The sequence below is a fragment of the Methylobacterium sp. CM6246 genome, assembly GCF_054818005.1.
Genome location: NZ_JBTXKY010000001.1, coordinates 4,639,774 through 4,660,696 on the forward strand (window position 1 = coordinate 4,639,774; position 20,923 = coordinate 4,660,696).

A 20,923-nucleotide genomic window follows, 5' to 3' on the forward strand; every position below is an offset into this window, starting at 1 on the left:
GAGTAGCTTCTAGAGTGCGATAGGACCTCGGCTGGGTCACCAATCGCCAAACCCTATTCGCTATTCGCCCCGTGATCAGGCGAGATTGCCGTCGACGCTCTTGCAGGCTTCGATCAGGCCGGTCACCGAGGCGACGGACTTCTCGAACATCGCCTTCTCGGCCGGGTCGAACGTGACTTCGAGGACGCGCTCCACGCCGCCGGCGCCGATGACGATCGGCACGCCGATGAACATGCCGGTCACGCCGTACTGGCCGTCCAAATAGGCGGCACAGGGCAGGACACGCTTCTTGTCGCGCAGGTAGCTCTCGGCCATGGCGATGGCGGAGGAGGCCGGCGCGTAGAAGGCCGAGCCGGTCTTGAGCAGGTTGACGATCTCGCCGCCGCCCTTGCGGGTCCGCTCGACCATGGCGTCGAGCTTCTCCTGGGTGGTCCACCCGAGCTTGACCAGATCCGTGAGCGGCACGCCCGCGACCGTCGAGTAGCGGGTGAGCGGCACCATGTCGTCGCCGTGGCCGCCCAGCACGAAGGCGGTGACGTCCTCGACCGAGACCTTGAATTCCTCGGCCAGGAAGTGGCGGAAGCGGGCCGAGTCGAGCACGCCGGCCATGCCGACGATCTTGTTGGTGGGGAGCCCCGAGAACTTCTGCAGGGCCCAGACCATCGCGTCGAGCGGGTTAGTGATGCAGATCACGAAGGCGTCCGGGGCGTAGGCCTTGATGCCCTCGCCCACCGCCTGCATGACCTTGAGGTTGATGCCGATCAGGTCGTCGCGACTCATCCCGGGCTTGCGCGGCACGCCGGCGGTGACGATCACCACGTCGGCGCCCTTGATGGCTGCATAGTCGCTCGCGCCCGCGTAGGTCGCGTCGAAACCCTCGACCGGGGCGGCCTCGGCGATGTCGAGCGCCTTGCCCTGCGGCACGCCGTCGACGATGTCGAACAGCACCACGTCGCCGAGATCCTTCAGGCCAGCCAGGAGGGCCAGGGTGCCGCCGATCTGGCCGGCACCGATGAGCGCGATCTTGTTGCGAGCCATGTCGGATCAACCTCCGCTGCGTGTCATCTTCGGTGGGATCGGCGAGGCGCCGGGACCGTCAACTGGTCGGTGCCGGCGCGGGATTCGCCGCTCTGGAATCTGCGCGGTTGTGTGGCCGAAAAGCCTCGTCGCTTCAACCCGATGGACCGTTGCAGACTCGGCCGGGCTGGCCCGGGCCTGACGTGGAGGGCGCAAGTCCGGGCGACGAAACGCCAATGCGGCGAGGCTTTTAGGTGCACTGCACCCGGCCCCGCCGGTGCGGCAAAGCTCAGATAACAGATCCGAGATCCTGTCATTTCAGGAAATTCAGGGCGGTCGAACTCGCTGGGTCATGGTGCACCATCATGGCCAAAAACGCGAAAGGCCCGGACGCGATGTCCGGGCCTTTCGATGCGTTGTCGACCAACACTCGAGTGTGGTCCGTCCTCAGAGGATCCCGGACCGGAGGACCCGCTGGATCGCATGGATCACCGCCCCGAATCGCGCCTCGATCAGGTCGCGCGGTACGTCGGCATCGTGCTGAATCGCCAACGGATGCGTGAAGCGGTAGCTCGCATCGAAGATGTAGGCGATCGCCCGCTCCCGGTCCCGGGCCGAGAAGATGCCCGAGGTGATTCCCTCTTCGACCACCCGCTCGACGAGGCTCCGCAAGCGCACCCGGTGCCGCCGGGCGATCGGCCGGGCCGACACCGTGGCGTCGAGATGGACCGCGAACAGGTTCGGCTCGTCGAACAGCGCGTCGCGCTGCACCGTGGCCAGGGCGGTGAGCAGCCGCTCGATCTTGTCGTCGGCCGGGTCGGGTGCGTCGGCGATGCCGGCGAGCCGGGCTTCGACCTCGCGCAGCCAGCGCCCTGCCACCGCGTCGAGGAGCGCGTCCTTCGACGGGAAGTAGCGGTAGACGTTGGCGTGCGTCATGCCGGCTTCCGCCGCCACGGCCACCACCGTCACGCGCTTGGGCCCAAGGCGGGAGAGGTGTTCGGTGGCGATGCCGAGCAGCCGCACATCGGCCGCGACCGGCGCGCGGGGACGCGACGGGGTTGCCACCTCGCCGGTGTCGCGAAGCGCGTCACTGGCGGTCGTGTCGCTTGCAGGAATCTTGGTCTTTGCGCTGAGCGCCTCGTCCTTAGCCCCGTCGGATTCTGGCTTAAGGAACGGAAGCGGAAGGCGGGAGGTGGACAGGTGGTAGGGCGAGACGGACCCCCATCAGACCGGCGGAAGCGTCCCGGCGCTTCGCGTTGACGTTACGGCTTCCCCCCGGGAGCCCGTTGACTTAGCGGATTGGTACCGCTTGCACAGGGTATGGGTCAGTTCGGCTTGAGAACGCAACAAAATTTTCTTGGTTATCACCGCCTCTAGAAGCGGTCCTTCCACGCACGCAGTGCCACAAACACCGCTTCCGGATCTGTGCCGGCTCCGAGTTCGACTGATCTAGCCAGGGCAGGCAGGCTGCTGCGCAGGAACGGATTGGTCGCGCGTTCCGCGCCCATGGTCGAGGGAATCAGGAAGCGTCCTTCGGCCTTCGCACGGTCTGCCTCCACTTTGCGCGCCATCAGGTCGCGATTCTCCGGGTCCGCCGCCAGTGCGAATCGGGCATTCGACAAGACGTAATCGTGGCCGCTGAAGACGCGGGTCTCGTCGGGCAGTTGCTCGAACCGGCGCAGGGAGCGCCACAAGGTCTCGGGCGGGCTCTCCATCACCCGGCCGCAGCCGAGGGTGAACAGCGTGTCGCCGGAGCAGACGAGGCCGGCCTCGGCGAACCAGTAGGTGACGTGGTCGGCGCAATGGCCGGGGGTCTCCCAGACCTGGGCCTTGAGCCCGCCGACCTGCACCGTGTCGCCCTCGCGGACCGTGATGTCCACCTCCGGCACCGCGCCGCCCGCCTTGGCGGGGGCCACCACCCGGGCTCCGGTCGCCCGCTTCACTGCCGGGATGCCCTCGATGTGATCGCCGTGCCGGTGGGTGACGAGGATGTCGGTCAGGCGCCAGCCGGTCTCGTCGAGGGCCTTCAGGACCGGGCCGGCCTCCGGCACGTCGATCGCCGCGCAGGCGCCGGTGGCCGGATCTCGGATCAGGACCCCGATATTGTCGCTGCGGCACAGGAAGGTTCGGATCTCGGTCTCGGCAGCCATCGGATTCCCTCTCCCGGGGCTGCGACACTGCACCGGCGCGTCGCAGCGCGAAACGTCAGCCGTGAACCGGCGGCAATCGAGCGGGTTCCTTCGCCGGGGGGATCGATGGCGCTTGCGGCGCGCATCGCGTCTCACCATTGAGGTTGATCATCGTCCCGGGCTCGGTGTCCTGTTCGTCCATGCGTCTCGACGTCAACGGCCTGCGCGCCTTCTATGCCAGCCCCCTGGGGGCCGAGACGCACCGCGTCGTCGCCCGCGCCCTTCACGGGTTCCTGGGTTCGGTCTCGGGCCTGCGGGTCCTCGGACTGGGCTACGCGACGCCGTATCTCGGGCCGATCCACTGCATCGCCGAGCGCACCCTGGCGTTCATGCCGGCGACGCAAGGGGTGGTGAACTGGCCCGGCACCGGCCGGTCCTGCACGGCTTTGGCCGACCCGACCATGATGCCGCTGCCCGAGGCCGCCATCGACCGGGTCGTCCTGGTCCACGCGCTCGAATCGGTGGAGAGCCCGACGGAACTGCTGCAGGAGGTCTGGCGCACTCTCACCCCGGGCGGCCGGATGATCCTGGTGGTGCCGAACCGGCGCGGCGTCTGGGCCCGGCGCGAGGCGACGCCGTTCGGCCACGGCCAGCCCTACAGCCGCTCGCAGCTCGGCCGGTTGATGCGGGACACGCTGTTCTCACCCGAGGGCTGGGCCGAGACCCTGTACATGCCGCCGGTGCGCTCGCGGCTGATGCTGCGCACCGGTCCCGCCTGGGAGCGGCTTGGCTCAGGCTTGGCCCTGCCCTTCGCCGGCCTGCACGTGGTCCACGCGACCAAGCAGCTCTACCGACCGATCGCGGTCCAGCAGGTGCGCCGCGCCCGCCGCCTCGCCCCCGCGCGGGTGCTGGTGCCCGCGCCGTCGCCGGGCTGAAGAGCGATAGGCTGGTCGTCGGAGGCCTGTTGGGCTAGGCGGCGGCCCTGATGAGCATCGATTTCACAATCCAGCAGTTCCTGCTCGCCTTCTCGGGCCTGATCGCGATCGTGAACCCGATCGGCGGGGCCTTCATCTTCGCGCAGGTGACCACCGCCTACAGCCATGCCGAGCGGGTGCTGCTGTCGCGCAAGATCGGCGTCTACGCCGCCCTGGTGATGCTCGGCGCCCTCTGGGCCGGCACACCGATCCTCAACTTTTTCGGAGTGACCCTGGCGGCCCTGCGGATCGCGGGCGGACTGGTGGTGATGTCCTCGGCCTGGACCCAGCTCAACCGCCCCGAGGCGCGCGAGGCCCGCAAGCAGGCCGAAGCGTCCGGCTCGAAGGACCGCGGGGCGACGACCCTGATCGAGGCGAGCCGCGACCCGGCGCCGGCGCCGTTGGCCGAGATCGCGTTCTTCCCGCTGACCCTGCCGTTCACCACCGGGCCCGGCACCATTGCGGTGGCGATCAGCTTGGGCGCGAACCGGCCCGCCGCCTACGCGGACCGGTTCGGCTTCTATCTCGGCGTCACCTTGGCGGCTCTCGTCGTGGCGCTCGCGGTGGCGCTGATCTACGCCTCGGCCGACCGGGTGGTGGCGTTGATCGGCCCGGCCCGGGCGCGGGTGACCGGCCGCCTGTTCGCGTTCCTGCTGCTCTGCGTCGGGACCCAGATCCTGATCACCGGCCTGACCGACGTGTTCGCGCCGCTCCTCGCAGCGCGCTGATCCGCGCCTCAGATCACCGGCAGGGTGTCGAGCCCGCCGAACAGGGCCGCGTGGCCCGCGTAGTAGAGGAAGAGGAAGAGCGCCAGGGCGGCCCCGTACCAGGCCGGCGCCAGCACCACGTGGCGGGCCCGGACCGCGATCCGGACATCGTCGGCGGCGATTGCCATCAGCACCACGATGATCCCGGAATGCCCGATCGCATCGACCTTGCCGAACTCGAACACCGCCGAGACGAAGATCGCGGCCAAAATGATCGCCGATGCGCGCCGCACCAGCGGGGTCCAGAGCAGCGCGAAGGCCAGGGTGAACTCGATGACGCCGGCTGCCTGCATGAACAGTTCCGGGGTGGCGCCGAGCGTCATCTGCGGCTTGGCAGCGATTAGCGGCGCAGTCCATTCCGGATAGGCCCACTTCTCGATCGACGCCCACATCAGCGTGATGGCGGCGGTCCAGCGCACGATGTCGAGCGGGCGCACGCCGAAGGGCGAGAGGTCCAGGCCGCGGCAGATCAGGTAGACGGCCACGCCCAGGAAGATCGGGTAGTCGGCCAAGTGGAAGACGCCGTATTGCGCCGTGGCGAAGCTGAACAGGAAGACGATGCCCAGGCCGGTGAGCGGCATGGTTCGGCGCCAGATCAGGCCGGCGGCCAGCGCGAGCTGGAACCACGGGATCCAGGCGACGTCGGTCTTGAGTTCGGGGGTGAGGATGATGCCACCGAGTTCCCAGAGCGAGACGAAGAAGAAACCCAGCGTGGCGCGGACCAGCAGCTCGGTGTCGGTCCGGACCCGGGAGGTCACACGATCCAGCGCGTTGAGCAGGGCGCCGCCCAGCGGCGTGCCCTCGGCCAGGCACCCGAACATCAGGCACACCAGAGCCAGGACGGTGAGTCCCTCGAAGTTGGCGCACAGCACCTGCTCGAGGCCCTGGGGCTGCCCGGCGACGTCGTAGGCGCAGAACCATTTGACGTGGGCCTGGGCCTCGCCGGTGGCCGCGAGGCTCGCGGCTCCGGCGGCGGTGAGAGCGTATCCGGCTGACGTGCGCTTTGTCTTGATTGGTAGCATCGGAGCCTCACCGGTGCATGTCGACACCGTGGTTACCGCTCTATTTAGATAGGTTAATAGGCTTCTCGCCAATGGTTTATTAACGAATATGAGTGGAAGGTTAACGCTGTGGATTTCAAGCGTTGCCGAGCCGCGCGCCGGTCCCGCGATGGCCTGATCCCGGATCCGGAAACGGCAAGCCATCCGCCGTCCTGAGCCTCACCGGCAACCGCAATCGTGTTTCGAGACGGGATCTGAGGACGCGCCGCCAGCGGTGGCGTCCCAATACGCCTCGATGACCAAGATGTATCATCCGAGCATTTGTCAATATTTAGCCTAAGATCCCGCGTATATTGACGTGTGCTAGATATATAAATTTGAATAAATACGTATCTAAAATCTAAGATGATGGAATTTTATCGAAGAAAGAGATATTTTTTGCGAACTGAGTCTGAGGAATTGCGATCATACGCACGGATAAGCTGTCAACAGTTCGGATTATAGGCTTGCCTCTGGCGCCGCGCTGGGCGAACTCTCGCTCCTGCGCGACGCTGGCCAGACGACGAACTGACGCGGTCCCGCCGCGGCACCGGGCCGGCAACGGAGTGCGAGGCGTGACGAGGGCAAACATTTCGGGTCCCGACCTGTACGGCGCTATGCCACGGCGGGGCCACATCCGGTTCCGCCATCCCGCGTCCACTGCGCCACTGTGCGGGGATCGCCGGCCATCGGGCGGTGGGCGAGCGATCGGCCGATGCCTGGGCGGACGTCCGGCTTGAGCGTGCCCGGCCCAAGCGCCCAAAACCGCGGCCCCGCTCTCCCGCCGTCGCGAGGCCCGTTCACCGCGTCCCGGTCGGCGATCGACCGTGCGCAGACAGGCGGCCCGGCTGCCCGCCGGACGAGCCCGGATCGACGATACCGACCCTGAAACCCCTGCAGGACCGTCCCGGCCCGGCGCAGCAGCGCCCGCGCGGACGCCGACCTGCGCCCTTCAACCCGAGGAGACTTTCATGACCGACGTCACGCAGCTCAAGGTTCCGGCCTGGTACACCCCGTCCGAGCTTCAGGACATCCAGCAGGATCTGCTCGGCCCAGGCAACACCAAGGTCCTGATCCTGTGCCTGGGCGGCAAGGGCGGCGTCGGCAAGACGACCATCGCGTTGCAGATCGCGGATCTCTGTGCCGAGGTCGGGCCGGTCCTTGCGGTCGACACCGACCCGGCCAACCGGCACTTCCACACGGCGCTGATGCGTGAGACCGACCCGGGCAGCCAGAGCTTCATGCCGCGCCATCCGGGCGTGTCCTGCTTCCGGCAGCGCCTGCGGGCCGAGGACTCCACCGGCCGCGTCGATCCGACCCTGGTCCAGGACCTGATCGAGCGCGTGTCGGACGCCGCCGAGCGCTTCGTCGTGGTCGACTTCCCAGCGGGCGACACCGAGACGACCCGGCGCAGCACCGAGATCATCGTCGAGAGTTGCCGCGAGGAGAAGATCCGCCTCTGCGTGGTCGTGGCCGCCGGTGCCGTCGATCCCACCGCCCTCGACGTACTCCGGGAACTCCGTCCGCTGCTGCTCGAATGCGACCGGGCGATCCTCGCCAAGAACACCGCCCAGGCGACCAACTTCGATTATCTGGAAGCCTCCGACGTGGTGCGGCAGCTGCGGGCGCAACCGAACTTCCGCGCCACCGAGATCGAGCGGATCGGCGAGCGCCTGATCGAGGCGCTGCGGATCCAGCACACGACCTGGCTGGAACTGGCGACGACCGCGCCGATGCGCCTGCGCGTCGAGGGCCGGCGCCTGCGGCGCAACTTCCACACGGCCTGGCGCGAGGCCTTCCGTCCGTGAACAACCTCGAGCGGTTCTACCGGACGGTCCACGGCCGGGAGCTGCTGCCCTGGGAGCGGCAGCTCGCCGTGCGCGTCGCGGCCGCCCTCAACACCACCACAGACGACGATTTCGTCGTCCACCTGCTGCTGCTCTACAACGCCACCCACGTCATCAGCGAGATGCACAACGAGCTGGTCGCCGCGCGGGACGCCTTGTTCCAGGGCAACCGGGACCTCGCCCAGGACCTGTCGGTCGAAGTACGGCGCAACACCCGCACGGTCTACGTCCTGCTCGGCGTGCTGGCGGCGAGCCTGCTGGGCAGCGTGTGGATCATCGTCAGCCTCGCGAACCTCTCCCATCGCTACGCGGTCATCGAGGCTCGCGTCGGCGTCGCGCCTGAAGCGACCGAGCGGCGCGCGATCGGAGCGCCGCAGCCGGGGCTGGCGCGCTGACGGTCGCCGTCGCGAGCCTATCGGGGCTCGGTGTTGGGCGGCAGACAACGCGATGCGTCTCCGCGGCTTGGATGTTGCCGTCGTGCCAAAGCAACCCGCTCGTCGTTCCGGGCTCGCCTGCGGCGCCCTGGAATGAGGCGGTGATCTACGCTGCCGCCGTCACGGCGCCGGGACCGCGGTGGTGAATGATGCCGTCGTCAGGTCGGGGGCCGCCTCGGTCGAGAGCGTCTTGAGGAACGCCAGCAGGTCCGCGCGTTCCGTCGCGCTGAGATGGAGCGGCTTGATCGCCCGGGAGCGGCTCGGGCGCTCGATCCCACCGCGGTCGTAGAGGTCGATCACCGCCTCCAGCGTCGCCAACGAGCCGTCGTGCATGTAGGGGGCCCGGCGGCCGATCTCCCGCAGGGTCGGGGTCTTGAAAGCGTAGCGCAGGGCGACCGATGTGGGCTTGAAGCGGCCCCGGCCGATATCGTTGCCGGTGCCAACTCCGATGTCGTGGAACGAGTTGTCGGTGAACGACCAGCCGGAATGGCAGCCGGCACAATCGGCCCGGCCGTTGAACAGGTCGAAGCCGCGCTTAGCCGGCTCGCCAATGGCGGCCTCGTCGCCGGCGATCCAGCGGTCGAACGGGCTCGTCCCGGTCACGATCAGGCGCTCGAACGTCGCCAGCGCCGCTTCCAGCCGGTCCCGGGTGATGGCGGGATCGTTGAATGCGGTGGCGAAGGCGACCGCGTAGCTCGAGTCGGCGGACAGCCGGGCGAGCGCATCGGCCAACGGCAGGTTCATGTTGGACGGCGAGATCATTGGCATCGCCGCGACGGATTCGAGGGTCTTGAACTTTCCGTCCCAGCCCATCGGGCCGTCCTGCCAGGCGATGTTGATCAGCGTCGGCGTGCGCAGGTCCATGTCGCCCTGCATCCGCGTCGCGGCGCGGGCGCGCCCGTCACCCCAGCCGAGATCGGGGAGATGACAGGTGGCGCAGGCCCGGGTGCCATCGCCGGACAGGATCGGATCGAAGAACAGGCGCCGGCCCAGGTCGGCCTTGGCGGCCGAGTAGGGGTTCTCGTCCGGGAACGGGATCTCGGCAGGCGACCGATAGGTCTCGCGCCAGCCGGCCCGGCGCGGATCAGCACCGCCGCCGAGTCCAGCCGTCACACCCACCAACCCGAGAAGCCCCGCGATCGCGGCGCCGACCTTCCAAGCCATCACCGACCTCACTGGCCAGCATTAGGCCGGTATTCGTTGATGACCGATGAATCTTCGTATGAAGACTGACATTGGTGGCCGTATTAGCCCGCACATAATGTCGCGTCCCGGCGCCTCTGATCGTCGGCAACGCTGCGGCGGCACTTCACTCCAGGCGGATGGAGACGCTGTCGCTCGCTCCGGTGGCGTCGAGAACCGAGATCCGCGCGAATCCGGCGCCGTTCGGGACCCACGCGGCCTGCCGGCGGGGTGTCTGGGCCACCGGCTGGCCGTCGACCAGCCAGGTCAGCGGCGGGACGCCGCCGAGGGCCTTGAGGGCGAGGCTGGGACCTCCGTCCCCATGCCCGGCCGGATCGGCCGCGAGGCCAAGATCGATCCGGGCCCCGTCCGGGGGATAGGCGATCTTGAGGGAGGGGCCGGCCGTCTCCGCCCCGTCGCGGCGCAGGCGCCGGAGCGGCGGCGGCAAGCCGCCGGCCTCGGTGGCGCTCAGGGCGTTGCGGGGCTGCGGGACCGGCTCGGGCTCGATCCCGAGGCGCGCGAAGGCATCGAACAGGATCGGGGCCGCGGCCACCCGCCCGACGAGGCCGGGGACCGCGGCACCGTCGGGCCGCCCGATCCAGACCGCCACGGTGACGTGCCGGTCGAACCCCGCCGCCCAGGCGTCGCGATAGCCGAACGACGTGCCGGTCTTGTAGGCGATGCGGCTCGACAGCGCGTTCTCCGGCGGCGGCGTCCCGCGCAGGATGTCGGCGACGTACCACGCCGCGACCGGCTCCGTGACCCGGCGCTCCGTGCCCGCTCCGGCGACTCCCCCGGCCCGGCGCAGGATGTCGGGCACTCCGCCGCCCCGGGCGATGCCGGCATAGAGCCGGGCGAGGTCGGTGAGCGTGATGCCGAGGCCGCCCAGCGCCACCGGCAGGCCCGGGGCGGCCTCGCGGGGCAGCTGGATCCCGGCGCCGGCCGCCCGCAGCCGGGCGATGAAGCGTGCGGGCCCAACAGCCTCCATCAGCGCCACCGCGGGCACGTTCAGCGAGAGCTGCAGGGCGCGCCGCGCCGTGACCGTGCCCTGGAAGGTCAGGTCGAAGTTCTCGGGCGCATAGCTGGCGGAGAACCGGGCCGGGCGGTCTTCCAGCAACGTCTCGGGATGAGCGAGGCCGTCCTCGAAGGCCATGGCGTAGATGAACGGCTTCAGTGCCGAGCCCGGCGAGCGCACCGCCAGGGTCATATCGATCGCGCCCCGACGGCTCGGATCCAGGTAGCCGGGGCTGCCGACCTGGGCCAGCACGCGGCCGTCGCGGTTGTCCAGCACGACGATGGCCGCCGAGAGGGCCGGTCCGGTCGCGGCGGCACGCTCGGCGGCCAGGTCCTCGAGGCGCGCCTGCAGCCGCCCGTCGATGGACAGGCGGATCACCGCCGTCCCGGGCTCGGCCGCGACCGCCTCCTCGGCGGCGTGGGCGGCCAGCATCGGGAACGGCTTCCGCCCGGTCGGGACCGGCTCTGCCTTGGCGGCAGCGGCCTCGGCCACGCTGATCAGCCCGCGCCCGGCCACCCGATCGAGCACCCTGTCGCGGGCGGCCCGGGCGCGGCCCGGGAAGCGGTCCGGCCGGCGGGTCTCTGGGGATTGTGGCAGGGCGACGAGCAAGGCCGCCTGCGCCGCCGTCAGCCGCGCCGGCTCGCGCCCGAAATAGGCCAGGCTCGCCGCCCGGACGCCCTCGAGCGGGCCACCATAGGGGGCGAGCGCCAGGTAGAGGTCGAGCAACGCGGCCTTGCCGAGCTGCCGCTCCAGCGTCACAGCCCGCGCCATCTGACGGACCTTGGCCTCCAGCGAGCGCCCGTGGCGCGGCTCGACCAGGCGGGCGACCTGCATCGACAGGGTCGAGCCGCCCGACAGGATCCGGCCATGCCCCAGCCATTGACCGGCGGCGCGCAGGATCGCCATCGGGTCGACGCCGGGATGGGTCTCGAAGCGCCGATCCTCGTAGGCCAGCAGCATCGCCCGGTAGCGCGGATCGACGGTCGCCGCTCTGGCCGGAAGCCGCCAGCGGCCGTCCGCGGTGGCGAAGGGGCGCAGCAGCGTGTCGGACCGGTCGAGCACCACGGTCGAGCGCGCCGAGGCCGCCGCCAGGTCGAGGGGCGGCAGCGAAGCGGCGTAGCGCCAGACCAGCCCGGCGCCGGCCAAGACCAGCACGACCAGAAGTGCCGCCATCGCGAGGCCCGCGCGGGCCGCGCGGCGAAGCCTGGACGCGGCGGCCGCGCCGGGATCAGGCCCATGGTGCGGCACGCATCCTCCAGATCCCGGGTCTGCCAGGGCGCACAGATTCAACGATCCGCCGCGGCAGGCAAGGCCCGGGGCGTCGGTTCAGCCGATGCCGACGCCGCGCAGGTCCGGGAAAGCCGGCCGGCTCGCCTGGGCCAGGTGGATCGGGAACGGCACGACGTTGGACGACAGCATTGCAGGCGCGATCTCGGCGCTCGGCGGCGCGGGCTTGCGCGCCTTGCCGGGCTTCGCCCAGCGTTCGAGACGCTTGAAGTAGGCCCGCCGAGTCAGCCAGATCGGAAATCGCCTGCCCTTTTGCATGATCAACCCCTCGTCGACACACGCGCGAATCGCGGAATTCAGTCCCTGAATCTCGATCACTCAAGATTGATCGAATCATGACTGTATTCGTGATACCATGCTAACGCGATGCCGCCCGCATCCCCCGTTTGGGGGACGCGCGGGGGTGGGATGGGATGGCCGGTCAGGCAGCCGCCGTTTCTTTCGCCCGCTCGTGCGCAAGCTTGACCACCGAGACTTGGTCGACCTTGCCGCTGCCCAGCATCGGGATCGCGTCCAGCACCACCACCTCGGCGGGGATCGCCACGTCGGAGGCGCCGCGCTCCTTGGCGAAGCTCTGGTAGGCGGGACGCGTCGCGCCCTTCTCCTGCGTGAACAGCACCAGCCGCTCGCCCTTGCGCGCGTCCGGCACCGCCGCGACCGCGCTCGGCTGGTTCGGCCAGAGCTCGGCCGCGAGCGCCTCGATGCCGGCGAGCGACACCATCTCGCCGGCGATCTTGGCGAAGCGCTTGGCCCGGCCCTTGATCGTCACGAAGCCCATGGCGTCGATCGCTACGATGTCGCCGGTGTCGTGCCAGCCACCCGGCGGCGGCTCCAGGACGCCGGGCTTCTCCGCCCGCAGGTAGCCCAGCATGATGTTGGGGCCTCGCACCGACAGGCGGCCGGCATCGTCGATCCCGGGCACCGGCTCGAGGCGGGTCTCGATCCCGGGCAGGATCCGCCCGACCGTGCCGAAGCGGTTGAACATCGGCGTGTTCAGCGCGACGACGGGTCCGCACTCGGTGACGCCGTAGCCCTCCAGGATCCGCAGCCCGAACTTCTCGCCCCAGGTCTTGCGGGTCGTTTCCTTCACGGCCTCGGCCCCGGCCACGACGTAGCGGAGCGAGCGCAGGTCGTAGGCGTGCGCGGCCCGGGCGTAGCCGGCGAGGAACGTGTCGGTGCCGAACAGGACCGTGCTGTTGGAGCCGTAGATCAGCTCCGGGACGATCCGGTAGTGCAGCGGCGACGGGTACAGGTAGACCGGCACCCCCGAGACCAGCGGCAGGACCAGCCCGGCGGTCAGCCCGAAGGCGTGGAACACCGGGAGTACGTTGAAGACCTTATCGGTCGGGCCGAAATCGATCCGGGCCGCAACCTGGGCCACGTTGGCGAGCATGCAGCGGTTGGCCAGCACCACGCCCTTGGGCGTACCCTCGCTGCCCGAGGTGAACAGCACCGCGGCCGGATCCTCGCCCGTGCGCCGCACCAGGGGTTTGCGCCCGGCCAGCAGGGCGCGGATCTTGTCCGGCGTCGTGACGGTGGCGCGCACGTCCTCCAGGTAGATCAGCTCGACCTGTCCCTTGATCGCTTCGATCAGGGTGCCGAGCCGTCCCTTCTCGATGAAGGCCCGGGAGGTCAGGATCTTGTCGACCTGCGCCGCCCGGCATGCCGAGAGCACGTTGGCCGCGCCGGCGGAGAAATTGATCATCGCCGGCACCCGGCCCGCCGAGGCCAGGCCGAACAGGGTTACGGCTGCGCCGTTGGCGTTGGGCAGCATCACGCCGATCCGGCCGCCTTCCGGGGCGAGCGGCATCAGCTTGCGGCCGAGCACGTTCGCGCCGAGGACGAGGCGGCTGTAGGACAGGCGGCCCGTGACCGGATCCTCGACGGCGGTGCGGCGCCAGCCGTGGCGGTCCCCGGCCTCGATCAGCGCTGCCATCAGGCCCCGGTCGGTGTCGGCCGTGCGGAACAGCAGGTCGGACATGATGCCGTAGAGGGCTGCCCCGGCCGCCTGACGCCGGGCCTTGCCGCGCAGCGCCGGATCCACGGTGAGCCGCACCGGCGGCATTAGCGTCACGGTCACCTTGGGCCACCAGCGATGGCGGACCTGCCCGCGGGACAGGCGCGAGAACGCGGTACGCTCCAATCCGTCGATCTTCACCGGCACCACCATGGCGCCCGACTTGTCGGCGATCAGCCCGGCGCCGTCGTAGACCTTCATCAGGCTGCCGGTGACGGTGAGCCGTCCCTCGGGGAAGATGATCAGGGTCTCGCCATTCTTGACCGCGTTGATCAGCGTCCGCGTGGCGAGCGGCCGGGTCGGGTCGAGGGGCATCGCCCTTGTGACCCGCAGGAACGGCCGCACCCACCAGCGCTGCGCGATTCCGCTGTCGACCGCGAAGACCGGCTCCTGGTCGAGCAGCGACAGCGCCAGTGGCGCGTCGAGGAACGAGACGTGGTTGAGCGCCAGGATGCAGTTCGGCCCGGCCGCCGCGACGTTGTCGAGTCCGCGGACCTCGAGCCGATAGAAGGCCCGGAACAGGATCGAGAGCGCGTCGCGGAACGGGCTGGTCGGCAGGGTCGCGAACACCACGGCGCCGACGATCAGGTTCAGCACCGCCACGACCGCGAGCAGGCTGGCGATCGACAGGCCCGCGCCCTGCAGGGCCGCCAGCGCCAGGGTGCCGGCCACCATGAATGCCGCGGTCACGACGTTGACCGCCCCGATGATCCGGGCCCGCATCGCCTTCTCGGTCCAGGCCTGCACGGCCGCGAAGGACGGGACGATGTAGAGGCCCCCCGACATGGCGAGGCCGAGGAACCCGATGGCGGTGCGCAGGCCGTCGCCGGTCCGCAGGAAGTCCAACGGTCCGATCGCCGCCGTGGACGGCGGCGGAAGATGTCCGATCGTCCAGGCGAGGTCGAGGCCGAACAGGCCCATCAGAACCGCCCCGACCGGCGTCGGCAGAAGCACGATCCGGCCGCTGGCAAGCCACGAGGCGAGCCCCGATCCCACCGCGATGCCGACGGAGAACAGTGCCAGCAGCAGGGTGATCACGGTCTCGGTGCCGTTGAAGGCGTCGCGCACCAGGACCGGCAGGAGCGACAGCACCACGACGCCGACCAGCCAGAACCAGCTCACCGTCAGGGAGCCGCGCCACAGGCGCGTGTCGGCCCAGAGGTCGCGCAGCAGCGAGGCGGTCGAGCGCGCCACGTTGCGATCGACGTGCAGGTCCGGCGCCCCCTCCCCGGTCGGCGGGATCATCCGGGCCGAGAGCCAGCACAGGACCGCGAAGCCCATCACCAGGGCACCGAACACCAGGCCGGAGCCGCCCATCGCCGAGGCCGCGCCGGCCGCGATCGTACCCAGCAGGATCGCCAGGAAGGTCGCGGCCTCGACCAGCGCGTTGCCGGCCGGCAGCTCCTCGCGGCGCAGATGGTCCGGCAGGATCCCGTACTTGATCGGCCCGAACAGGGCCGCGATCGTCCCGAACAGGCCCAGCGCCACGAACAGCACCGGGACCGAATGCAGCAGGAAGCCGATCACCGCGGTGCCGGCCGCGAAGATCTCGGCGAACTTGAGCCGCCGGGCCATCAGCGCCTTGTCGTACCGGTCGGCCCATTGCCCGCCGAGGCCCGACAGGATGAAGAACGGCCCGATGAACACCGCGCTCGCCAAGGTGACGAGGACGCCGGCATGGGCATCCGCCTGCCCGCCGATCCCGAACAGGATCAGGAAGGCCAGCGCGTTCTTGAGGAAATTGTCGTTGAACGCCGAGAAGAACTGGCACCAGAACAGCGGCGCGAAGCGCCGGGCACTCATCAGGGAACGGAACATGGCGATCTCTCGGTTCCGAACCTGACTGGCCCACTCGATGCGTCGAGGTCAAATCGGACCTGCGTGACGCGGTGGTTGTGGGGTCGCCATACACCGGTTTGCGCGTCATCCCGACAGTTTCGTCCTCGAGAGCGCGAGGAATCGTGCCGGTGCTGCGTCAAGGTTGGGAGATCGCCCGCTGTCTCAGCGCGCTTTGCTTGCAAAGACGGAGCGGGGCTTCAGTGCAGGTGACCCAATCCGACCGATGATGGGTCAAGCTTTGCAAGCCGGCTCCGGTTCGATCTTGATATCTCATCGGGTCGCTGCAGGCGCACGAGGCCAGCCAACATCCGAGCCCGATTGCTGTCACGTTTCGGGTCAAGCTTTCCGGACGATCCGGCCATGCCTGTCTGCGAGCTTGCCGACTTGGCGCTCAATGGCGCTCCGCAGGGAGGCGCCGAGATCGTAGGACCAGGCGATGTAAGTCCCGATAGCCGCGCTCACGACCATCACTGCGCTGGCAGCGCAGAACGGCACTAGCAGCAGCAAGGTCAGGACCAGGCCGACGGACATCCGCTCACCCAGCGAGGCTTGCGGCCAGGGATCGATCGGCAGGGAGAACCGTCGTCCGTAGCGCATGCCTGCGATCCTTAGGCCGGCTGCACGCCGAGAGCGCGTGACTACGCAGGATCAACAGCGCTCGTCGGCGGACGTTGCGCGCCGGGTTCCAAAAAGACCGGTGGCCGTGACGTTCCGGCACGGCGGTGCGGCGCAACCGTGGGCGTCGGCACCCGTTGCCGCTGCGATTTTCTCCACTCAGGCGAGGCCAGGATGGCACGGGTTGCAGTCGTTACCGGAGGGACCGCCGGAATCGGGCTCGCGACCGCGCATCGCTTCGCCGCCGGCGGATGGTCGGTGGCGGTGGTGGCGCGCGATCCCGGGCGGCTCGCCGCCGCCGAGCGGGCGCTCGCTGCCTACGGTCAGCCGGTCCTGGCGATCGCGGCGGACGTCGCCGATGCCGAGGCCGTCGATGCGGCCGCAGCCCGGATCGAGGCCGAGCTCGGCCCGATCCGGGCCTGGGTGAACAACGCCATGGCGACCGTGGTGAACCCGGCCGACCAGATCACGCCGGATGAGTACCGGCGGGTCACCGAGACCACCTACCTGAGCCAGGTTTACGGTACGCTCGCGGCGCTTCGCTACATGAAGCGGCGCAACCGCGGCGCGATCATCCAGGTCTCCTCGGGTCTGGCGATCCGGGCGGCGCCGCTCCAGGCGCCCTATTGTGCGGCCAAGTTCGCCGTCTCCGGCTTCACCGACGCCCTGCGCTGCGAACTGCTCCACGACAACGTCGCCGTGAGCCTCAGCGTGGTCTACCTGCCGGCCGTCAACACGCCGCAGTTCAACTGGGCGCGCAACCGTACCGGCCACCGCCAGTATGCCCCGGATCCGGTGTTCGATCCGCGGCTCTGCGCGGAGGCGATCGTATACGCCGCCGAGCACCCGCGCCGGGAAGTCTGGGTCGGGCGCTCGTCGATGATGATGGCTGCCGCCCAGGCGCTCGCCCCCGCGCTGGCGGACCGTAAGGCCGCCACGATGTGGTCGGCGCAGCTGTCCGACACGACGATCCCGGACATGGCGGGCAACCTGTTCGACCCGGTGCCCGGCGATGTCGGCATCGATGGGCGGTTCAACGATCGGATGAAATCGACCCGCAGCGAGTTCGTCACCAGCCGCACCCGCGACGCGGTGGTCGGCGGCTTGGCCGGGCTCGCGCTGCTGGGTCTCGCCGGCGCTGCCGTGGCGGCCTCCCGCTCGCGGCGCGCTGCGCTACCTGACCGGACCCACTAGACACCTCCTGGTTTCAAAAGGTCTGAGATCTTTTGCAGGTCCAGGGCGGACCCCTGGTGTCGGGCGTCGCCCGATGCTTCGGGCGGTTCCACCCCCGAAGCCGGCCAAAGGACTGAGCCCTTTGGGAATCCGGGACCATTCGCCAGGAGAGGCTCGAGACGATGCCCGGCTATCTGCCCTTCGCGGGCGCCCTGAACCTGCCCGCCTACACCTGCGACAATTGCGGGTTCTGGCAGCGCCATTTCGAGGCGCCCCCGTCCTGCCCGATGTGCCTCGACGCCCGCCACGTGGTGCCGCAGGACGGCTGGCGATTCCGCACGACCCGGGAGGCGCAGGATGCCTTTCCCTGCCACTGGCAGGAACTGGAGCCTGGCGTGTGGCGGTTCTGGAACGAGCCGGTCTCCGGCATCGGCCCCTCGGCCTACCTGATCCGCACCGAGAACGGGAATATGGGCTTCGAGGGCTGCCCGGTTTTCAGCGAGGCCGCCCTGGACCAGATCGAGACGCTCGGCGGCATGCAGGTGCTCTCGTCCTCACACCCGCATGCCTATGGCGCCCTCGTGCAACTGCAGGACCGGTTCGACCCCGAGTTGTGCTTGCCCGCGGCCGACTTCACCTGGAGCGCGGCGCTGCAGGTGAGCTGGCCCTACGACGACGTCCTGGAGCCGCTGCCGGGCCTGGAACTGCACCGCACCGCCGGCCATTTCGACGGCCACGCCGTCCTGTTCGACCGGGCCCGAAAGATCTGTTTCTGCGGCGACGCGCTGAAGTTCGAGCTCGACCCCGCCGACCCGCGCCGGGCCACGACGATCTCGGCGCACAAGGCCTTCGTCCGCGGCGTGCCGCTCACGCCGAAGGAACTGGAACGCTACCGCGCCGTCTTCGCGCAGTTCGAATTCGATCAGACCTGGACGCCCTTCGAAGCCGCGAAGAATTGCGGACGGCGCGAGGTTCTGGCGCTGATCGACGCGCAATTGGCCGGCCGGCCCCACGCCGCCCCGGTGCCCCTCGAGGGCCTCACGGATCACGCCCGATAGAGCGGATCGTTCTCCAAGCGGATCGGCTGGCCATGGGGCGTGGCCGCGGCGGCGCGGAGGAACGCCTCGGCCCGCGCGGCCACGCTGCTGGGAGGGGCAACCCCGCGCTGCGCGAGGATCTGTTCCAGGGTCGCGAGCCACGCACCGTAATCGGCCGCCCGCTCGGGCCCGTCGTCCGGCCGGATCTCCCGGCCGATCCGCTCGGCCCATTCGGCCCAGGTGAACAGCCCGGCCTCCTGCAGGGACACCACCAGGGCGAAGACCTGCGCTTCCCAGGGGGCCGCGAAGGCTTTGGGCGATGGGACGCTCACGCCGCCTCCAGGTAGGGTTCGAACGCCGCCACCGTGACGATCCCGCCCGGGTCGCCGCTCTCGCCCCACAATTCCCGGGCCGTGAAGCTGACGGTGTACAGCCAAGTCGGGTTCTCGCCCGCGCCGTAGGCGTTGGTATCGGGATACACGAAGGCGCCGTCGATGCGCTCGATCCGGCCCCGCCGCCCGCGGACGTAGCGCGGCAGGCGCGTATGCCCGGTCGGATGGATGTTCCGGGCCAGGACGGCGTCGCCGACCGTGAAGCGGGCGGGCGCGGCGGGGTCGCGGCTGCTCGGGAAGCCGGCCCGGAAGCGGGCCTCCAGCCCGTCCCGGGCGAGCACCCGTGCCACCGGCCTGGCCGGCGCGGAGGCCCGGCCCGCTGTGATTTCCTCCGGCGTGGCGAGGCCCGTGGCGGCGATCTGCTTCTCCAGGGCCGCCAGCCAGATCTCATAGTAGCTCGACGCGAGATAGTGCGCCGGCGGCAGCGACTCGCGGTTGGCACGGCTGCCGTCGAGGTTCCAGGCGCCGGTGTAGCCCATGGCCATCGCCATCGCGAAGACGCGGCGCTCCCATGCGGCGTGAAACACCGGCTCGTCTGGCTCGGGCACCACCGGCCCGAAGCCGTGCGCGCCGCCGAGGTCCTGGGCGCCGTTCATAGGGGCATCTCCGCTGGAAGCAGCCCGGGCAGGCCCGTGCCGATCATCGCATCGCGGGTGACGAGGGCGGCGAGAGCCTCCTCGGAAAGGCCCTCGGTGTCGGCAGGGCGCATCGGCAGGACCATGTAGCGGGTCTCTGCGGTGGAATCCCAAACGGTGATCCGCGTGGTCTCGGGAATGGTGACGCCGAACTCGGCCAGCACGCCGCGCGGATCGATCACCGCCCGCGCTCGATAGGGCGGCGCCTTGTACCAGACCGGCGGCAGGCCCAGCACCGGCCACGGATAGCAGGAGCAGAGCGTGCACACGACGAGGTTGTGGGTCTCGGGGGTGTTGGCCACCACCACCATGTGCTCGCCGCCACGACCGCCGATACCAAGCTCGGCGATCGTCGGGGTGGCGTCGGCCAGCAGCCGGGCGCGATAATCGGGATCGACCCAGGCCCGGGCCACCACCCGTGCTCCCGCGTGGGGCCCGACCTTCGTCTCGTAGAGCTCGACCAGGGCGTCGAGGGCGGCGGGCTCGATGTAGCCCTTCTCGGTCAGCAGGGACTCGAGGGCGCGGACTCGCGCCTCGAGCGGCGACAGCTCGCTGCCGTGCGGATGTTCATGGTCGTGGGCGTGGTGGTGGTCGTGGTCGTCCTGGCTCATCCCGCTCTCCTGGCGACCCGCATTCTGCATCGTTGCGCGCCCGGCCGCCACAGGGAGGGTGCGACGACCGTCTTCGGCATTCAGCAAGTCTGCGTAAATTTCCCGATGCTGTCGGGAGCGTTTGGTAACGGTTCAGGATTGCCGAGATACCGGGTTAGAGCCATTCCAGTATACCAAGTCTTCGACCGCAGGGAACGCGCATGATCGATGATGGATCGAACCCCTCGGGCAGCACCCCGCCTCGATACGCAACGATCCTCGGCCAGCATCTCGCCTTGCCGATCCGGGACTATTTCCAGGTCGTCGAGCAGGAGCCGCTGCCACCCCAGCTCGCCGTTCTCATGGAGCGCTTCGAGGCGGCCGTGGCGGCGCACGGCCAGGTCGTGGCGTTCGATTTCCGCAGCGACATCATCAAGGCGCTTCCCGCGCTGCGCACGTTCGCGCTGTCGCTGGTCGGCGACGTCAGCCGGGCTGACGACCTCGTGCAGGAGACCTTCGTGAAGGCCTGGGCCAACCAGGCCCGGTTCCGGCCCGGGACGAACTTCACCGCCTGGCTGTTCACGATCCTGCGCAACCAGTTCTACTCGGAGCTGCGCAAGAACCGGCGCGAGGTCGAGGACGTGGACGGCACCCACGCGAGCCAGATGACCAGCCTGTCCGACCAGGAGGATGCCAGCACTCTCAAGGTCGTCTGGAAGCAGCTCGGGACCCTCCCGGCGGCGCAGCGGCAGGCGCTACTCTTGGTCGGCGCCGAGGGCCACACCTACGAGGAGGCCGCGAGCAAGCTCGGTTGCCAGGTCGGCACCGTGAAGAGCCGCGTCAGCCGGGCGCGGTCGTCTCTGCTCGATACACTCGGCGTCGTGGTGTCGGGCCAGGCGCCGGCTGCCTGAGCGCGCGGGTTCGCTCCGCTCG

19 protein-coding genes are annotated in these 20,923 nt (G+C 69.6%); 7 read left to right on the plus strand and 12 right to left on the minus strand.

Annotated features, from left to right (window positions below; all coding sequences use genetic code 11):
* Positions 1–75 precede the first annotated feature (75 nt).
* The 3 genes from mdh to gloB all read right to left on the minus strand — a co-directional run bounded on the left by mdh (position 76) and on the right by gloB (position 3,167).
* The gene (mdh, locus tag ACYQPG_RS22460) at positions 76–1,038 is read right to left on the minus strand and encodes a malate dehydrogenase (protein ID WP_147907334.1); all 963 of its coding nucleotides are present in this window, start codon (positions 1,036–1,038) and stop codon (positions 76–78) included.
* Positions 1,039–1,464: 426 nt separating this feature from the next.
* The gene (locus ACYQPG_RS22465; protein WP_238261510.1) at positions 1,465–2,082 is read right to left on the minus strand and encodes a TetR family transcriptional regulator; all 618 of its coding nucleotides are present in this window, start codon (positions 2,080–2,082) and stop codon (positions 1,465–1,467) included.
* A 308-nt stretch (positions 2,083–2,390) separates the two neighbouring features.
* Positions 2,391–3,167, minus strand: coding sequence for a hydroxyacylglutathione hydrolase (gene gloB, locus ACYQPG_RS22470; protein WP_147938195.1), 777 nt, complete (start codon positions 3,165–3,167; stop codon positions 2,391–2,393).
* A 179-nt stretch (positions 3,168–3,346) separates the two neighbouring features.
* Here gloB and ACYQPG_RS22475 point away from each other — a divergent pair, with 179 nt between their 5' ends.
* Positions 3,347–4,081, plus strand: a complete 735-nt coding sequence (locus tag ACYQPG_RS22475; protein ID WP_147907332.1) for a methyltransferase domain-containing protein — start codon at positions 3,347–3,349, stop codon at positions 4,079–4,081.
* A gap of 50 nt (positions 4,082–4,131) precedes the next feature.
* Entirely contained in the window at positions 4,132–4,848 is a 717-nt protein-coding gene (locus ACYQPG_RS22480) for a MarC family protein (protein ID WP_419830255.1), read from the plus strand.
* An 8-nt stretch (positions 4,849–4,856) separates the two neighbouring features.
* On the opposite strand, the gene ACYQPG_RS22485 is transcribed toward ACYQPG_RS22480, so the two are convergent.
* Complete coding sequence (locus ACYQPG_RS22485; protein WP_147907330.1) at positions 4,857–5,909, minus strand: hypothetical protein; 1,053 nt, start codon at positions 5,907–5,909, stop codon at positions 4,857–4,859.
* A gap of 989 nt (positions 5,910–6,898) precedes the next feature.
* On the opposite strand from ACYQPG_RS22485, the gene ACYQPG_RS22490 reads away from it, so the two are divergent.
* Both ACYQPG_RS22490 and ACYQPG_RS22495 read left to right on the plus strand, forming a co-directional pair.
* Positions 6,899–7,735 carry a nucleotide-binding protein gene (locus ACYQPG_RS22490; RefSeq protein ID WP_461231795.1) on the plus strand — a complete coding sequence of 279 codons (837 nt, stop codon included), beginning with the start codon at positions 6,899–6,901 and terminating at the stop codon, positions 7,733–7,735.
* Entirely contained in the window at positions 7,732–8,169 is a 438-nt protein-coding gene (locus tag ACYQPG_RS22495) for a hypothetical protein (protein WP_419830256.1), read from the plus strand. Before ACYQPG_RS22490 ends, ACYQPG_RS22495 begins: the two co-directional genes overlap by 4 nt.
* 159 nt (positions 8,170–8,328) lie before the next feature.
* Here the strand turns inward: ACYQPG_RS22495 and ACYQPG_RS22500 are convergent, their stop codons facing one another.
* The 5 genes from ACYQPG_RS22500 to ACYQPG_RS22520 all read right to left on the minus strand — a co-directional run bounded on the left by ACYQPG_RS22500 (position 8,329) and on the right by ACYQPG_RS22520 (position 16,145).
* Positions 8,329–9,372, minus strand: coding sequence for a cytochrome-c peroxidase (locus ACYQPG_RS22500; RefSeq protein WP_461231796.1), 1,044 nt, complete (start codon positions 9,370–9,372; stop codon positions 8,329–8,331).
* A 145-nt stretch (positions 9,373–9,517) separates the two neighbouring features.
* The gene (gene pbpC, locus ACYQPG_RS22505; protein ID WP_461231797.1) at positions 9,518–11,578 is read right to left on the minus strand and encodes a penicillin-binding protein 1C; all 2,061 of its coding nucleotides are present in this window, start codon (positions 11,576–11,578) and stop codon (positions 9,518–9,520) included.
* 153 nt (positions 11,579–11,731) lie between these two features.
* Positions 11,732–12,010, minus strand: coding sequence for a hypothetical protein (locus ACYQPG_RS22510; protein ID WP_246692607.1), 279 nt, complete (start codon positions 12,008–12,010; stop codon positions 11,732–11,734).
* A 103-nt stretch (positions 12,011–12,113) separates the two neighbouring features.
* On the minus strand, positions 12,114–15,527 hold the full coding sequence (locus tag ACYQPG_RS22515; protein ID WP_419830259.1) for an acyl-[ACP]--phospholipid O-acyltransferase: 3,414 nt from the start codon (positions 15,525–15,527) through the stop codon (positions 12,114–12,116).
* Between the two features lie 357 nt (positions 15,528–15,884).
* A complete protein-coding gene (locus ACYQPG_RS22520) occupies positions 15,885–16,145 on the minus strand; it encodes a hypothetical protein (RefSeq protein WP_419830260.1) in 261 nt (86 codons plus the stop codon).
* Between the two features lie 192 nt (positions 16,146–16,337).
* On the opposite strand from ACYQPG_RS22520, the gene ACYQPG_RS22525 reads away from it, so the two are divergent.
* Positions 16,338–17,357 carry an SDR family oxidoreductase gene (locus tag ACYQPG_RS22525; protein ID WP_147938188.1) on the plus strand — a complete coding sequence of 340 codons (1,020 nt, stop codon included), beginning with the start codon at positions 16,338–16,340 and terminating at the stop codon, positions 17,355–17,357.
* A gap of 161 nt (positions 17,358–17,518) precedes the next feature.
* Positions 17,519–18,394, plus strand: coding sequence for an MBL fold metallo-hydrolase (locus ACYQPG_RS22530; RefSeq protein ID WP_419830261.1), 876 nt, complete (start codon positions 17,519–17,521; stop codon positions 18,392–18,394).
* Here ACYQPG_RS22530 and ACYQPG_RS22535 read toward each other — a convergent pair.
* Genes ACYQPG_RS22535 through nthA form a run of 3 tightly spaced genes read right to left on the minus strand, consistent with a single transcriptional unit; the run spans position 18,382 to position 20,011 of the window.
* Positions 18,382–18,705, minus strand: a complete 324-nt coding sequence (locus ACYQPG_RS22535; RefSeq protein WP_419830262.1) for a nitrile hydratase accessory protein — start codon at positions 18,703–18,705, stop codon at positions 18,382–18,384. The genes ACYQPG_RS22530 and ACYQPG_RS22535 overlap by 13 nt on opposite strands.
* On the minus strand, positions 18,702–19,361 hold the full coding sequence (gene nthB, locus ACYQPG_RS22540; RefSeq protein ID WP_419830263.1) for a nitrile hydratase subunit beta: 660 nt from the start codon (positions 19,359–19,361) through the stop codon (positions 18,702–18,704). The genes ACYQPG_RS22535 and nthB overlap by 4 nt, the downstream gene beginning before the upstream one ends.
* A complete protein-coding gene (gene nthA / locus ACYQPG_RS22545; RefSeq protein WP_147907319.1) occupies positions 19,358–20,011 on the minus strand; it encodes a nitrile hydratase subunit alpha in 654 nt (217 codons plus the stop codon). The genes nthB and nthA overlap by 4 nt, the downstream gene beginning before the upstream one ends.
* A 200-nt stretch (positions 20,012–20,211) precedes the next feature.
* Here nthA and ACYQPG_RS22550 point away from each other — a divergent pair, with 200 nt between their 5' ends.
* Positions 20,212–20,901, plus strand: coding sequence for a sigma-70 family RNA polymerase sigma factor (locus tag ACYQPG_RS22550; RefSeq protein ID WP_147907318.1), 690 nt, complete (start codon positions 20,212–20,214; stop codon positions 20,899–20,901).
* Positions 20,902–20,923 lie beyond the last annotated feature (22 nt).

Excerpts from the sequence above, each read along its gene's own strand:
- ACYQPG_RS22520 (WP_419830260.1), bottom strand. The coding sequence starts at position 16,145 with ATGCGCTACGGACGACGGTTCTCCCTGCCGATCGATCCCTGGCCGCAA.
- ACYQPG_RS22475 (WP_147907332.1), top strand. The coding sequence starts at position 3,347 with ATGCGTCTCGACGTCAACGGCCTGCGCGCCTTCTATGCCAGCCCCCTG.
- nthA (WP_147907319.1), bottom strand. The coding sequence starts at position 20,011 with ATGAGCCAGGACGACCACGACCACCACCACGCCCACGACCATGAACAT.
- ACYQPG_RS22515 (WP_419830259.1), bottom strand. The coding sequence starts at position 15,527 with ATGTTCCGTTCCCTGATGAGTGCCCGGCGCTTCGCGCCGCTGTTCTGG.
- ACYQPG_RS22480 (WP_419830255.1), top strand. The coding sequence starts at position 4,132 with ATGAGCATCGATTTCACAATCCAGCAGTTCCTGCTCGCCTTCTCGGGC.
- gloB (WP_147938195.1), bottom strand. The coding sequence starts at position 3,167 with ATGGCTGCCGAGACCGAGATCCGAACCTTCCTGTGCCGCAGCGACAAT.
- ACYQPG_RS22500 (WP_461231796.1), bottom strand. The coding sequence starts at position 9,372 with ATGGCTTGGAAGGTCGGCGCCGCGATCGCGGGGCTTCTCGGGTTGGTG.
- ACYQPG_RS22550 (WP_147907318.1), top strand. The coding sequence starts at position 20,212 with ATGATCGATGATGGATCGAACCCCTCGGGCAGCACCCCGCCTCGATAC.
- mdh (WP_147907334.1), bottom strand. The coding sequence starts at position 1,038 with ATGGCTCGCAACAAGATCGCGCTCATCGGTGCCGGCCAGATCGGCGGC.
- ACYQPG_RS22490 (WP_461231795.1), top strand. The coding sequence starts at position 6,899 with ATGACCGACGTCACGCAGCTCAAGGTTCCGGCCTGGTACACCCCGTCC.
- pbpC (WP_461231797.1), bottom strand. The coding sequence starts at position 11,578 with ATGGCGGCACTTCTGGTCGTGCTGGTCTTGGCCGGCGCCGGGCTGGTC.
- ACYQPG_RS22525 (WP_147938188.1), top strand. The coding sequence starts at position 16,338 with ATGGCACGGGTTGCAGTCGTTACCGGAGGGACCGCCGGAATCGGGCTC.
- ACYQPG_RS22485 (WP_147907330.1), bottom strand. The coding sequence starts at position 5,909 with ATGCTACCAATCAAGACAAAGCGCACGTCAGCCGGATACGCTCTCACC.
- nthB (WP_419830263.1), bottom strand. The coding sequence starts at position 19,361 with ATGAACGGCGCCCAGGACCTCGGCGGCGCGCACGGCTTCGGGCCGGTG.
- ACYQPG_RS22530 (WP_419830261.1), top strand. The coding sequence starts at position 17,519 with ATGCCCGGCTATCTGCCCTTCGCGGGCGCCCTGAACCTGCCCGCCTAC.